The sequence below is a fragment of the Pseudoalteromonas sp. BDTF-M6 genome, assembly GCF_018334135.1.
Classification (GTDB): Bacteria; Pseudomonadota; Gammaproteobacteria; order Enterobacterales; family Alteromonadaceae; genus Pseudoalteromonas.
On record NZ_JAGXTQ010000006.1, the window covers coordinates 142,166 to 154,370 of the forward strand.

General features: G+C 48.9%; 10 protein-coding genes and 11 tRNA genes. 1 reads left to right on the forward strand and 20 read right to left on the reverse strand.

Annotated features, from left to right (window positions below):
- Positions 1 to 21: 21 nt before the first annotated feature.
- The 5 genes from lnt to miaB are packed head-to-tail and all read right to left on the reverse strand — an operon-like array spanning position 22 to position 5,468.
- A complete protein-coding gene (gene lnt, locus KD147_RS14300) occupies positions 22 to 1,572 on the reverse strand; it encodes an apolipoprotein N-acyltransferase (RefSeq protein ID WP_105255030.1) in 1,551 nt (516 codons plus the stop codon).
- Positions 1,547 to 2,428, reverse strand: a complete 882-nt coding sequence (gene corC / locus KD147_RS14305) for a CNNM family magnesium/cobalt transport protein CorC (RefSeq protein ID WP_105255031.1) — start codon at positions 2,426 to 2,428, stop codon at positions 1,547 to 1,549. The genes lnt and corC overlap by 26 nt, the downstream gene beginning before the upstream one ends.
- Positions 2,429 to 2,488: 60 nt before the next feature.
- Positions 2,489 to 2,950: an rRNA maturation RNase YbeY gene (gene ybeY, locus KD147_RS14310; RefSeq protein WP_105255032.1), complete on the reverse strand. Its 462-nt coding sequence runs from the start codon at positions 2,948 to 2,950 to the stop codon at positions 2,489 to 2,491.
- On the reverse strand, positions 2,947 to 3,978 hold the full coding sequence (locus tag KD147_RS14315) for a PhoH family protein (RefSeq protein ID WP_105255198.1): 1,032 nt from the start codon (positions 3,976 to 3,978) through the stop codon (positions 2,947 to 2,949). The genes ybeY and KD147_RS14315 overlap by 4 nt, the downstream gene beginning before the upstream one ends.
- Before the next feature lie 53 nt (positions 3,979 to 4,031).
- Entirely contained in the window at positions 4,032 to 5,468 is a 1,437-nt protein-coding gene (miaB, locus tag KD147_RS14320) for a tRNA (N6-isopentenyl adenosine(37)-C2)-methylthiotransferase MiaB (protein WP_212548297.1), read from the reverse strand.
- Positions 5,469 to 5,735: 267 nt separating this feature from the next.
- On the opposite strand from miaB, the gene KD147_RS14325 reads away from it, so the two are divergent.
- The gene (locus tag KD147_RS14325; protein WP_212548298.1) at positions 5,736 to 6,896 is read left to right on the forward strand and encodes an FAD-dependent oxidoreductase; all 1,161 of its coding nucleotides are present in this window, start codon (positions 5,736 to 5,738) and stop codon (positions 6,894 to 6,896) included.
- A gap of 164 nt (positions 6,897 to 7,060) precedes the next feature.
- Here the strand turns inward: KD147_RS14325 and KD147_RS14330 are convergent.
- The 15 genes from KD147_RS14330 to KD147_RS14400 form a co-directional block, all read right to left on the reverse strand.
- Positions 7,061 to 7,145: transfer RNA gene (locus KD147_RS14330), tRNA-Leu, on the reverse strand.
- A gap of 49 nt (positions 7,146 to 7,194) precedes the next feature.
- Positions 7,195 to 7,269: transfer RNA gene (locus tag KD147_RS14335), tRNA-Gln, on the reverse strand.
- A gap of 46 nt (positions 7,270 to 7,315) precedes the next feature.
- Positions 7,316 to 7,400, reverse strand: a tRNA-Leu gene (locus KD147_RS14340).
- A gap of 84 nt (positions 7,401 to 7,484) precedes the next feature.
- A tRNA-Gln gene (locus KD147_RS14345) sits at positions 7,485 to 7,559 on the reverse strand.
- 38 nt (positions 7,560 to 7,597) lie between these two features.
- Positions 7,598 to 7,682 (reverse strand) — tRNA-Leu (locus tag KD147_RS14350).
- Between the two features lie 38 nt (positions 7,683 to 7,720).
- Positions 7,721 to 7,797: transfer RNA gene (locus KD147_RS14355), tRNA-Met, on the reverse strand.
- A gap of 1 nt (position 7,798) precedes the next feature.
- Positions 7,799 to 7,873: transfer RNA gene (locus KD147_RS14360), tRNA-Gln, on the reverse strand.
- A gap of 38 nt (positions 7,874 to 7,911) precedes the next feature.
- Positions 7,912 to 7,996: transfer RNA gene (locus tag KD147_RS14365), tRNA-Leu, on the reverse strand.
- Positions 7,997 to 8,014: 18 nt separating this feature from the next.
- A tRNA-Gln gene (locus tag KD147_RS14370) sits at positions 8,015 to 8,089 on the reverse strand.
- 38 nt (positions 8,090 to 8,127) lie between these two features.
- Positions 8,128 to 8,212: transfer RNA gene (locus KD147_RS14375), tRNA-Leu, on the reverse strand.
- A gap of 112 nt (positions 8,213 to 8,324) precedes the next feature.
- Positions 8,325 to 8,401, reverse strand: a tRNA-Met gene (locus tag KD147_RS14380).
- A gap of 200 nt (positions 8,402 to 8,601) precedes the next feature.
- Positions 8,602 to 9,693 (reverse strand): redox-regulated ATPase YchF, encoded by a 1,092-nt coding sequence (gene ychF / locus KD147_RS14385; protein ID WP_105255034.1) that lies wholly within the window; start codon positions 9,691 to 9,693, stop codon positions 8,602 to 8,604.
- 28 nt (positions 9,694 to 9,721) lie between these two features.
- Positions 9,722 to 10,306 carry an aminoacyl-tRNA hydrolase gene (gene pth, locus KD147_RS14390; RefSeq protein WP_105190424.1) on the reverse strand — a complete coding sequence of 195 codons (585 nt, stop codon included), beginning with the start codon at positions 10,304 to 10,306 and terminating at the stop codon, positions 9,722 to 9,724.
- Between the two features lie 19 nt (positions 10,307 to 10,325).
- Positions 10,326 to 10,949, reverse strand: a complete 624-nt coding sequence (locus KD147_RS14395) for a 50S ribosomal protein L25/general stress protein Ctc (RefSeq protein WP_105255035.1) — start codon at positions 10,947 to 10,949, stop codon at positions 10,326 to 10,328.
- Between the two features lie 245 nt (positions 10,950 to 11,194).
- Positions 11,195 to 12,142, reverse strand: a complete 948-nt coding sequence (locus KD147_RS14400) for a ribose-phosphate pyrophosphokinase (RefSeq protein ID WP_105190422.1) — start codon at positions 12,140 to 12,142, stop codon at positions 11,195 to 11,197.
- Between the last annotated feature and the right edge of the window lie 63 nt (positions 12,143 to 12,205).

The following is a 12,205-nucleotide window of genomic DNA, read 5'->3' on the forward strand; positions in this document are numbered from 1 at the left end:
CAAGAAAGTGAAAAGGCGCTATTAAGCGCCTTTTTTACGTCGGTAGCTGATACCCACGCTAACGAGGGCAAAGCCAATCAGCAATAGCCACACCGGCCATGTACCGTGGCGGGCATAAAAGCTGTCACCGGCAATAAGGTGAACATCGGTGAGCAGGACATCATCAACAAACTGAGGCAGGCTCTGTTGTTTTTGCGACAGCGGATCATAAACTCCGGTCACCCCGGTGTTGGTAACGCGAACCAGGGGACGCATTAGCTCCAATGCGCGCATGCGTGATATTTGCATATGCTGATGGGGGCCATGGGAGTTACCAAACCAGGCGTCGTTGCTGACCGTAAAGAGTATATCCGAGTCACTGCGATAGTTGGCGCGCACTAAATCGGGAAAGGCGATTTCATAACAGATGGCCGGTAAAATATGATAGCCATTGGCCAACAGGTTATTTTGCACTCGCTCTCCGCGACTAAAGCTCGACATGGGCAAGTCAAACAGGGGGGCAATGGGGCGCAGTAAATCCTCAAAAGGCACAAATTCGCCTATGGGCAATAACTGGTGCTTGCGATAGCGATTCCTGTGCAGGTAATTATATTGCCCTTCACTGCTGTCGGCCTCTTGCTTGCCCACCACCACAAGCGTGTTGTAGGCCTTTCGTGTGTCATACTGATAATCCACTATGCCGGTGATCAGGGCGCTGTCGTTGAAGACCGCGGCCTTATCTACAGAGCGGAGAAAATCGCCTGCCAGGGATTCCAGCTCGGGTACGGCCGCCTCGGGCCAAACTACCAGATCCGCCTGCCAGTGAGTGCGGGTCATATCCTGATATTTCAGCATGGTCGGCCAGAAGTTTTCTGGCTCCCAGCGCATGCTTTGTTTGATATTGCCCTGCACTAAAGCCACGGACAGGTGCTTGTTCGCGTATTGATTGCTCGGCGCAAAGTGCGCGCTAAGCACTATGGCGGCCAGCAAGGCACTGGTGCCAACCAGGGGTTGCCAGGCACGGTCCAAGACTAAACGAAACAGGCCATAGCCCAGCGCCAACACGACACAAGCGAGGCCAAATTCGCCGACTATGGGCGCTAGCAGGTTAAGCGGTGAGTCGGTTTGACTATAGCCAAAGGAAAGCCAGGGGAAACCGGTCAACAGGGTGCCGCGCAGCCATTCCGCAAACGCAAAGCTTATGATGAGCGGCGCAAACCAGCTGCCGCTTCGGCGGTAACACCAAGCGGTAGTTGCCAGTGCCAGGGCCGGATACAGGGCTAAATAACACACCAGCAGGGCCATAACGGCCAGGGATGCGATAATGGGTAAGCCACCAAACTCGGCAATGGAAACATGAACCCAGCTAACCCCGGCTCCAAACCAGCCAAGACCGAAGGCAAAGCCGTACCAAGCCGCTTTTTTGGGGGGCTGTTGATAGCCGCACCAGCTCAAGACCGCGGTGCTGATAAAGGCGATGGGCCAAAGCGAAAAGGGGGCGTAGGCGAGTGTTAAAACAAGGCCGGCCAAGAAGGCCAGCCAGGTTTTACTATCTCTAACAGCGCCCTTAAGCCGCGTCAGAATCTTCGCCATCGTTCGATTTTGGCAGAGTGACTTGCAGCTGCAAAATACGACGACTGTCGGAGCTTGTTACCTTAAACTGCAAAGGGTCAATGTCGATGATTTCGCCACGCCCTGGCATATGGCCAAAGGCATGAAGAACAATACCGCCTATGGTATCGGCTTCATTGGTATCGAAATCGGTGTTGAATTTATCGTTAAATTCATCGATAGGAGTGAGGGCTTGCACCGAAAATACATGCTTGGAAATTTGCTTAATTTGCAGATTTTCTTCCTCATCATCGTGCTCATCTTCGATTTCGCCGACAATAATTTCCAAAATGTCTTCAATGGTTACCAAACCGGATACACCACCATATTCGTCAATCACTATGGCCATATGGTAGCGTTGCTGGCGGAACTCGTTAAGCAAGGTGTCAACACGCTTACTTTCGGGCACAACCACAACCGGGCGCAATACTTCGCGTAAGGTGGGTAGATCGGCTTCCTTATCCATCAGCAGGGGGAGCAAATCTTTCGCCAGCAGGATCCCTTCAATATGATCTTTATCCTCACACACCACAGGGAAGCGCGAGTGTGATGACTCGATCATCTGCGGTAGTTGGTCGAACAAGGGTTTGTCGACGTCTAAGGTGATCATCTGTGAGCGGGGGATCATGATATCTCGTACTTTGAGTTCAGAGACACCCAAAACACCTTCAATCATTTCCTTGGTTTCCGGATCGATCAGATCGCGCTCTTGTGCGTCTGAGATCACTTCTGCCAGCTCTTCCTTATTTTGGGGCTCTCCTTGAAACATCTGGGTGATACGATCTAACCAGGATTTTCCAGAAGAACCCTCTCTACTATGCGAGTTTTCGTCGCTCATTAGCTTTATGCGCTCCAAGTTGAATTAATTCCGATAATGAGACCTAGCTCACTATTGGGATTAACACTCATCATCCCTGTATGGGTCGCTAATATTGATGCTGGCCAGCAAACGTTTTTCCAACGCTTCCATAATCTCGGCATCTGCTTCATTTATATGGTCATAGCCAAGTAAATGCAAGCAGCCATGCACCACCATGTGGGCAAAATGATCATGAAACGCTTTCTGCTGTTCCTGGGCTTCACCATATACCACTTGCGGGCAAATAATCAAATCGCCCACCAAGGGTAATTCGATTCCTGCCGGGGCGTCAAACTCGAATGATAAGACATTGGTCGGCTTGTCTTTACCTCGGTAGCTGTGGTTAAGGCTTTGGCTTTCCTGTTCGTCGGCAATGCGAATGGTGACCTCTGAGTCGGGCTTAAGCTCATCTAGTACCAGTGCCGCCCAGCGCTGAAACTGGGCCTCGCTTGGTAAGTCATCAAACTCACAGGCTATTTGCAGATCGACTGTGGTGCTCATTGGTCAGACTCTTTTTTGGCTTGCTCTTTTTGCTGGCGCTTAACGCGTTCTGTCTCTTCGTGATGCTCATAGGCCTCAACGATGCGCGCGACCACGGGGTGGCGAACAACATCATGGGATTGGAAGAAGTTCATGCTTATTTCATCAACCTCACCCAGGACTTCGATGGCATGACGCAGGCCGGAGCGAGCGCCACGAGGTAAGTCGACCTGGGTGATATCACCTGTGATCACCGCCTTAGAGTTAAAGCCAATCCGGGTCAGGAACATCTTCATTTGCTCCACCGTGGTGTTCTGGCTTTCATCGAGAATGATAAAGGCGTCATTCAAGGTACGACCACGCATATAGGCAAGTGGCGCAACCTCAATGACGTTTTTCTCTATTAGGCGTTCGACCTTTTCAAAGCCCAGCATCTCAAACAGTGCATCGTAAAGCGGGCGCAGATAGGGGTCGATCTTCTGGGTTAAATCACCCGGTAAAAAGCCCAGTTTTTCACCGGCTTCTACCGCAGGGCGGGTAAGCAAAATACGGCGAATTTCCTGACGTTCCAGGGCATCAACGGCGGCTGCAACGGCAAGATAGGTTTTACCCGTACCGGCAGGACCAATACCAAAACAAATGTCATGGTTGAGAATGTTGGCCACATATTGGCTTTGATTCGGGTTACGGGGCTTTACCACGCCTCGGCGGGTTTTAATAAAGACTTCTTTACCCCATACGCTGGGGGCTTCTTGCTCCAGCACATCGGCTTCGATGATGGCCAGATGCACATGCTCGGGCTCGATTTCTTTTTGTTTGCCTTTGACCGGCGCGGTTTCAAGGTACAGGCTTTTGATGATCTCGCCCGCAGCCTTAGCGGTATGTGGTTTGCCGGTTATTTTAAAGAGGTTTTCGCGGTGCGCAATTTCAACTCCCAGGCGACGCTCGATGTGTTTTATGTTCTCGTCAAAAGGACCGCATAAAGAAGAAAGGCGGGCATTGTCTGACGGTTCTAAATAAATATCGATGTTCTTCAGCTGGCTACTCAAAGTTGCTTCCTGTTGATTGGCGCCGTGGCCTAGGCCACAGCGCATTATTCTTATTAATTAGGGGTAAAGGTACCCACGCCAATCTCATTGGCTTGCTCTTCGTTCGGTGCCTTGGCGAGAATATCGCTTGGGGCCACGTCACGACGCAGGTTCATATCTGCTTCGGTACGGATAAGTTCACCGCGCAGCGAGTTTGGCAGCGCTTCGGTAATACGTACATCCACGAATTGACCGATCACTGAGTGTGGACCTTCAAAGTTTACCACACGGTTATTCTCGGTACGGCCGCGCAGTTCCATCGGGTTCTTCTTCGAAGGACCTTCAACCAAAATACGCTGCTCGGTACCAAACATATCACGGCTGATTTTCTGTGCCATTTGGTTAATGCGATCTTGGAGTATGTACAGGCGCTGCTTTTTCTCATCTTCGCTTACGTCATCCGGTAAATCGGCCGCCGGCGTACCCGGACGGGCGCTGTAGATAAAGCTGAAGCTCATATCGAAGCCGATGTCGTTGATCAGCTTCATGGTGGCTTCAAAGTCTTCGGTGGTTTCACCTGGGAAGCCGATAATAAAGTCAGAGCTCATGCTGATGTTCGGGCGCACCTTGCGCAGGGCACGAATTGTTGACTTGTATTCCATGGCCATATGGCCGCGTTTCATCAGGTTTAGGATACGATCAGAGCCACTTTGCACCGGCAAGTGTAAGTGATCTACAAGTTCAGGCACATCGGCATAGGCTTCGATGATATCCGGAGTGAATTCAACCGGGTGCGATGTGGTGTAACGAATACGGTCGATACCATCGATGGCGGCAACATAGCGCAGCAGGTCTGAGAAATAACAGATCTCGCCGTCGTGGGTGGCACCACGGTAGGCGTTTACGTTTTGACCTAGTAAGTTCACTTCACGCACGCCTTGCTCGGCCAACTGGGCCACTTCTAGCAAAACATCGTCAAGAGGGCGGCTTACTTCTTCACCACGGGTGTAAGGCACCACGCAGAAAGTACAATACTTAGAGCAGCCTTCCATAATTGAAACGAATGCACTTGGGCCTTCTGCTTTAGGCTCTGGCAAACGGTCGAACTTTTCGATTTCCGGGAAGGTAATATCGACGACCGAGCCTTCTTTGTCTTGTACTTGCTTGATCATTTCCGGCAGGCGGTGCAAGGTTTGCGGGCCAAATACGATATCAACAAAAGGCGCACGCTGACGAATGGTGTCGCCTTCTTGCGAGGCCACACAGCCACCCACACCAATTACCAAGTCTGGGTTTTTATCTTTTAATGGCTTCCAGCGACCTAACTGGTGGAATACTTTCTCTTGTGCTTTTTCACGGATTGAGCAGGTGTTAAGCAAAATCACATCCGCATCTTCGGCCTCTTCGGTCAGTTGATAACCATTGGTATCATCTAGAAGATCCGCCATTTTCTGGGAGTCATATTCATTCATCTGACAACCCCAGGTTTTAATATGCAGCTTTTTGCTCATTGAAATATTGCCTCGTTTTCAATCCGGTACTGACTATGCACGACTAGGTCAAGTTAATGCTATGGACCTGCGGTCATTGACTTAGCTTAGCCTAAAGGACGCGTATTTTATATGCTATCGCGCTATGAGCCAAGTATAGTTTTGATATTTGCCCAACCACAGTGCAGTAAATCAAAGATGCTTGACATCTTGAGGTCAACAACTGCCATTTGCCCAAAGAACTGGGTTACAATCGTGCCAGCGAAACAAGAATAAGAGACAGGGCCAATGAGTGTAAAACAGGTGCTGATTGTCGGTGGCGGTATGGTGGGCGCAGCCTGTGCCATCAAGCTTGCCAAGCAGGGCATGCAGGTATGCGTAATCGAGCAGCAGGTCATAGACCCGCAGGCGATATTACAAAGCGAGCAGGTTGATATTCGCGTATCCGCCATTAACCGTTTCTCCGAACAGCTGTTGGACGAATTGGGAGCCATGCCGGCGTTGCGTCAAAACCGGATTGCCCCATACACCCAGTTGGAAGCGTATGAAGATAAGCCTGAACAGCTGCTTTTCGACTGTCAGGAACTCGGTGCCAGTCATTTAGGGCATCTGGTAGAAAATAAGCTTATTCAGGCGGCCTTATGGGCCCAGTTCGACCAGTACGACATTAAGGTATGCTCACCCGAGGGGCAGGCTCAGCAATTGCTGCAAACGCCTCAAGGGGCAACTTTGGTCTATGAGCACGAGCAGTTTGTGTGCGATTTGATTATTGCCGCCGACGGTGGCCGTTCTCGTATTCGTCAATTGGCGGGTATTGGTGTGACCGGTTGGCAATATCAGCAACAATGTATGGGCATACTGATAAAGCTTGATGCGCCGCAGCAAACGAAAACCTGGCAACAATTTAAACCCTCTGGCCCCATTGCATTTCTGCCTATGCAATATCCTTACGCCAACCTGATTTGGTATGACGAAGGCATCAAGCTCAAGGCCATGCAGCAACTTGATAAAGATGCCCTTAAGGCGAAAGTCATTGAGCACTTCTTTGCCTTGCCTGGCGAGTTTGAGCTGGTGTCATCTGCCGTATTTCCTTTGGCGCGTCAGCACGCAAATACTTACGTCGGGCAAAGGCTTGCTTTGATCGGGGATGCAGCCCACACCATTAATCCGTTAGCCGGGCAGGGCGTCAATTTGGGTTTTAAGGATGTCGTTGCTCTTGCCCAAGCATTTGAAGAAACAGACACGCTTGAGGCTGCGCTGAAGCGTTACCAGGGTCAGAGACGCGGGGAAAACTTACTGATGATGACTATGATGGATGCCTGTTACTTTGGCTTCTCAAACAGTGTAACGCCTCTCAAGCGTTTGCGTAATTTGGCGCTGTCGGCAGCGAATAAAGCGGGTCCGCTGAAACGACAGGTATTAAAACACGCCATGGGTGGCATTACTTGACGATAAAGTGACTGAAAATTTTTCTAAGCTGCTCTATAGGGCGGCTTTTTTTGCGTCAGAAAGAAGCAGACATATAACGAATGGATAGAGAGAAGTTTAAGAGTGTTTAAATGGTGGAGAATCAGGACAAATATTTTTGAAGGATAATTAAGAAGATTAATACATGGTGCGGAAGGTGAGACTTGAACTCACACATCCGAAGATACTGGAACCTAAATCCAGCGCGTCTACCAATTCCGCCACTCCCGCAATGTATTACTTTCGGCATATTCACATAATCTAAATTGACTCTAGAAAATGGCTGGAGTACCAGGATTTGAACCTGGGAATGGCGGGATCAAAACCCGCTGCCTTACCGCTTGGCGATACTCCAACGACACACCAAAAGGAGCTGATTATTTTAGTTCTTATCGAGAACATGGTGCGGAAGGTGAGACTTGAACTCACACATCCGAAGATACTGGAACCTAAATCCAGCGCGTCTACCAATTCCGCCACTCCCGCATCGTGGTACTGTCTGGAGTACTATTGGAACCTAAATCCAGCGTCTAATTCAAGACATCTGCCAATTCCGCAACTTCAGAAAGTTGGCTGGAGTACCAGGATTTGAACCTGGGAATGGCGGGATCAAAACCCGCTGCCTTACCGCTTGGCGATACTCCAACTACAGGGTTGATAATTTTTAGTTCCTATCAAGAACATGGTGCGGAAGGTGAGACTTGAACTCACACATCCGAAGATACTGGAACCTAAATCCAGCGCGTCTACCAATTCCGCCACTCCCGCATATTGCTTTTCCCATTTTCTTATTGGTAGAAAGAAAATGGTGGCTACGCCCTGATTTGAACAGGGGACCCCATCATTATGAGTGATGTGCTCTAACCAACTGAGCTACGTAGCCATGGCTGGAGTACCAGGATTTGAACCTGGGAATGGCGGGATCAAAACCCGCTGCCTTACCGCTTGGCGATACTCCAGCAATAGAGTTTGATAGTTTTAGTTCTTATCAAGAACATGGTGCGGAAGGTGAGACTTGAACTCACACATCCGAAGATACTGGAACCTAAATCCAGCGCGTCTACCAATTCCGCCACTCCCGCATTTATCTCAAGAAGAGATGGCTGGAGTACCAGGATTTGAACCTGGGAATGGCGGGATCAAAACCCGCTGCCTTACCGCTTGGCGATACTCCAGCAATAGAGTTTGATGGTTTTAGTTCTCATCAAGAACATGGTGCGGAAGGTGAGACTTGAACTCACACATCCGAAGATACTGGAACCTAAATCCAGCGCGTCTACCAATTCCGCCACTCCCGCATTTCGCTTAAGTATATTATGGAACCTAAATCCGGCGTCTAATTCAAGACATCGGCCAATTCCACTACTTTCGCATACAAACTAGTTTTTCATTTTCCTTGGTAGTGGAAAATGGTGGCTACGCCCTGATTTGAACAGGGGACCCCATCATTATGAGTGATGTGCTCTAACCAACTGAGCTACGTAGCCAACTTTTGTTTGTCATCATCGCTGATGCGGGGCGTATTATGCTGATATGGTGAAAGCGCGTCAACACCTTTTTGCGAAAAACATATTCAGGATGAATCGTTTGCCTGAAAAACAAACGAAGCGAATAAAAATCGACTTGCTTTGCTTAAAAAGCCTACAAAAAAGCCCGCTAATAGCGGGCTTGTCGGGATAAAAACTTTTTATACGTTAAACAAGAAGTTCATCACATCGCCGTCTTTAACTATGTACTCTTTACCTTCTTGGCGCATTTTACCGGCTTCTTTAGCACCGTTTTCACCTTTAAATGCAATGTAATCATCGAATGCAATAGTTTGCGCACGGATGAAGCCACGTTCAAAGTCGGTGTGAATCTTACCTGCGGCTTGTGGTGCCGTGGCACCCACAGGAATAGTCCAAGCGCGAACCTCTTTAACACCAGCAGTGAAGTAGGTTTGCAGCTTTAATAGCTCATAACCACCACGGATAACGCGGTTCAGGCCTGGCTCTTCCAGGCCTAAATCGGCCATGAACTCATCACGGTCTTCGTCGTCTAGCTCCGAAAGCTCTGCTTCGATGGCTGCACAAACCGGGATCACAACTGCGTCTTCTGCAGCAGCGATTTCACGAACCTTGTCCAAGTGTGGGTTATTTTCAAAGCCATCTTCATTGACGTTGGCAATGTACATGGTTGGCTTGATGGTTAAGAAGTTAAGGTAAGCGATCGCCGCCTTTTCTTCTTTCTCTAGGTCTAATGAGCGCAGCGTTAGGCCTTCATCAAGGTGGGCTTTTACTTTCTCAAGTACCTGAATTTCAAATTTAGCGTCTTTGTCGCCACCTTTGGCTTTTTTGGCTTGACGCTGCATGGCGCGATCGGCGGTGTCCATGTCGGCAAGCACAAGCTCGGTGTTGATAACGTCGATATCGTCAGCGGGGTCGATTGTACCGGCTACGTGCACGATGTTTTCGTTCTCAAAACAACGAACAACGTGACCAATGGCATCGGTTTCACGAATATTGGCAAGGAACTGGTTGCCCAGGCCTTCACCCTTAGAGGCGCCTTTTACCAGGCCGGCGATATCCACAAACTCCATGGTCGTAGGTAGGATGCGTTGTGGGTTTACGATTTCAGCCAGTTGATTTAGGCGCATATCTGGAACAGGCACAACACCTGTGTTCGGTTCAATCGTACAAAACGGGAAGTTTTGTGCTTCAATACCTGCTTTGGTAAGTGCATTAAATAGAGTTGATTTACCGACGTTTGGTAAGCCAACGATGCCACATTTAAAACCCATATTCTTAATACCTATTTAATCTTTAAGCCTAAGGCTTAAATGAATGGAGTCTGTTTTGTGCTTTAAGCACGCCATCTTTCGCCAAAATTTCCATACAACGCACCGCTTCATCCACTGCCGCATCAATCTTTTCTTGATCGGCCGTCGGTGCTTTTCCTAACACCCAACCGGTTACTTTATCTCTGTGCCCGGGATGGCCGATGCCAATGCGTAAGCGCATGAACTCTTTATTATTGGCCATCTTGGCAATGATGTCTTTCAGGCCGTTGTGACCACCATGACCGCCACCTTTTTTCAATTTGGCCGTGCCCGGCTCTAAGTCCATCTCGTCGTGAGCAACAAGAATACTCTCGACCGGAATCTTATAAAAGTTAGCCAAGCTCGAAACGGCTTTGCCACTTAGATTCATATAGGTGGTGGGGATCAATAATTTAAATTCTGTGCCGGCAATGATCACCTTACCGGTTAAACCGTGGTGTTTGCTATCGGGCTTGAGGATGCAGTTGTAACGGGCGGCCAGTTCTTCGATGAACCATGCCCCTGCATTATGGCGAGTTTGTTTGTATTCGGGGCCTGGATTAGCCAGGCCCACTAGCATTTGAATAGTATTCAAGGTGCTAACACCTTAAATCTTATTCTGCGTCGCTTTCAGCAGCTTCTTCTGAATCTTCAGCAGCAGCACCTTTAGGAGCAACAACAGTCACAACCGCTTGGTCGTGGTCAGCACCTTTAGCTAGCTCTACAGAAGTTACACCTGAAGGAAGAGCAATGTCAGATAGGTGTAGTGAATCACCTACTGCTAGTTTCGCTACGTCTACTTCGATGAACTCAGGAAGTACTTTAGGAAGACACGTGATTTCGATCTCAGTTAGCTGGTGAACAACAGTTGCACCTTTCTTCGTTACTACTTCTTCGTTGATGAAGTGAACAGGAACGTTAGTGTGGATCTTTGAGTTAGCGTCAACGCGTTGGAAGTCTAAGTGAGTGATCTTAGGCTTGAACGGGTGACGTTGAACGTCTTTAAGGATCGCTTCAACTGACTCACCGCCGATGTTTAGCGTAAGGATGTGAGTGTAGAAACCTTCGTGTGCTTGCGCTTGAATGATTTTGTTGTGATCAAGCGTTAGTGACACAGCTTCTTTGTCCGCGCCGTAAAGGATTGCAGGAACTTTATCTGCACGACGTAGGCGGCGGCTCGCACCAGTACCTAGCTCAGCACGTACTTCTGCATCAAATGTATAAGAAATGTTAGACATGGATGTCTCCAAAAAATTTTAGTTTAAAGTTTTAAGACCTTCGCGACCAAAAGTCTTAGCCGATTGATGGCCGTTTAACCAACCACCAATCAAAAAAGGCGCGCTATAGTACCACCGCACCTTGATAAAATAAACAAGGGATATAAAAAAACACCGCGTTTTCCTGAGCAATGGCCCTGAAAGATTGCGGTGTTTTTCAACAGGCTGGGAGAAAGACTCCCAACTCTGGCAGGATATGTTCGTGCTTAGTGCTCGAACATCGCCGAGATTGACTCTTCGTTGCTGATACGGCGAATGGTTTCGGCCATCATATCGGCAAGGGTCAATACCTTGATATTGTCCAGCGCTTTTAGCTCGTCAGACAGAGGGATTGAATCAGTTACAATCACTTCATCGATCACTGAGTTGCGCAGGTTTTCTGCTGCTTTACCAGATAGAACCGGGTGAGTGGCGTAAGCAAATACGCGCTTGGCACCATGTTCTTTTAGGGCTTCAGCTGCTTTACATAGTGTGCCGCCGGTGTCGATCATGTCGTCAACGATGATACAGTCACGACCTTTAACATCACCGATGATGTGCATCACTTGCGATACGTTCGCTTGTGGGCGACGCTTGTCGATGATTGCTAGATCTTTGTCATCAAGCAGTTTAGCAATAGCACGGGCACGCACTACACCACCGATATCAGGAGAGACTACGACTACGTCGTCGAAGTCACGCTGCTTCATGTCTTCGATTAGTACCGGGCTACCGAATACGTTGTCTACTGGCACATCGAAGAAGCCTTGAATTTGCTCGGCGTGCAGGTCAACGGTCAATACGCGGTCAACACCTACGCTTGATAGGAAGTCGGCAACAACCTTGGCCGTGATTGGTACACGGGCCGAACGTACGCGACGGTCTTGGCGAGCATAGCCGAAATAAGGAATAACGGCGGTGATACGACCTGCCGAAGCACGGCGCAGCGCATCAACCATAACGATCAATTCCATCAAGTTGTCGTTAGTTGGCGCACAGGTAGACTGGATAATAAAAACGTCCGATCCACGGACGTTCTCATTAATAGACACACTGATTTCACCGTCGCTAAAACGACCAACCTCGGCATCGCCTAGTTCGATATATAAACGTTTTGCAACTTTTTGAGCAAGTTCAGGCGTTGCATTACCAGCAAAGAGCTTCATGTCTGGCACGGTAGGGGTCCTCGGGCACTGAAATTTGGGACTAACTTGTAAGTTGAGCATATCGACTGTGAT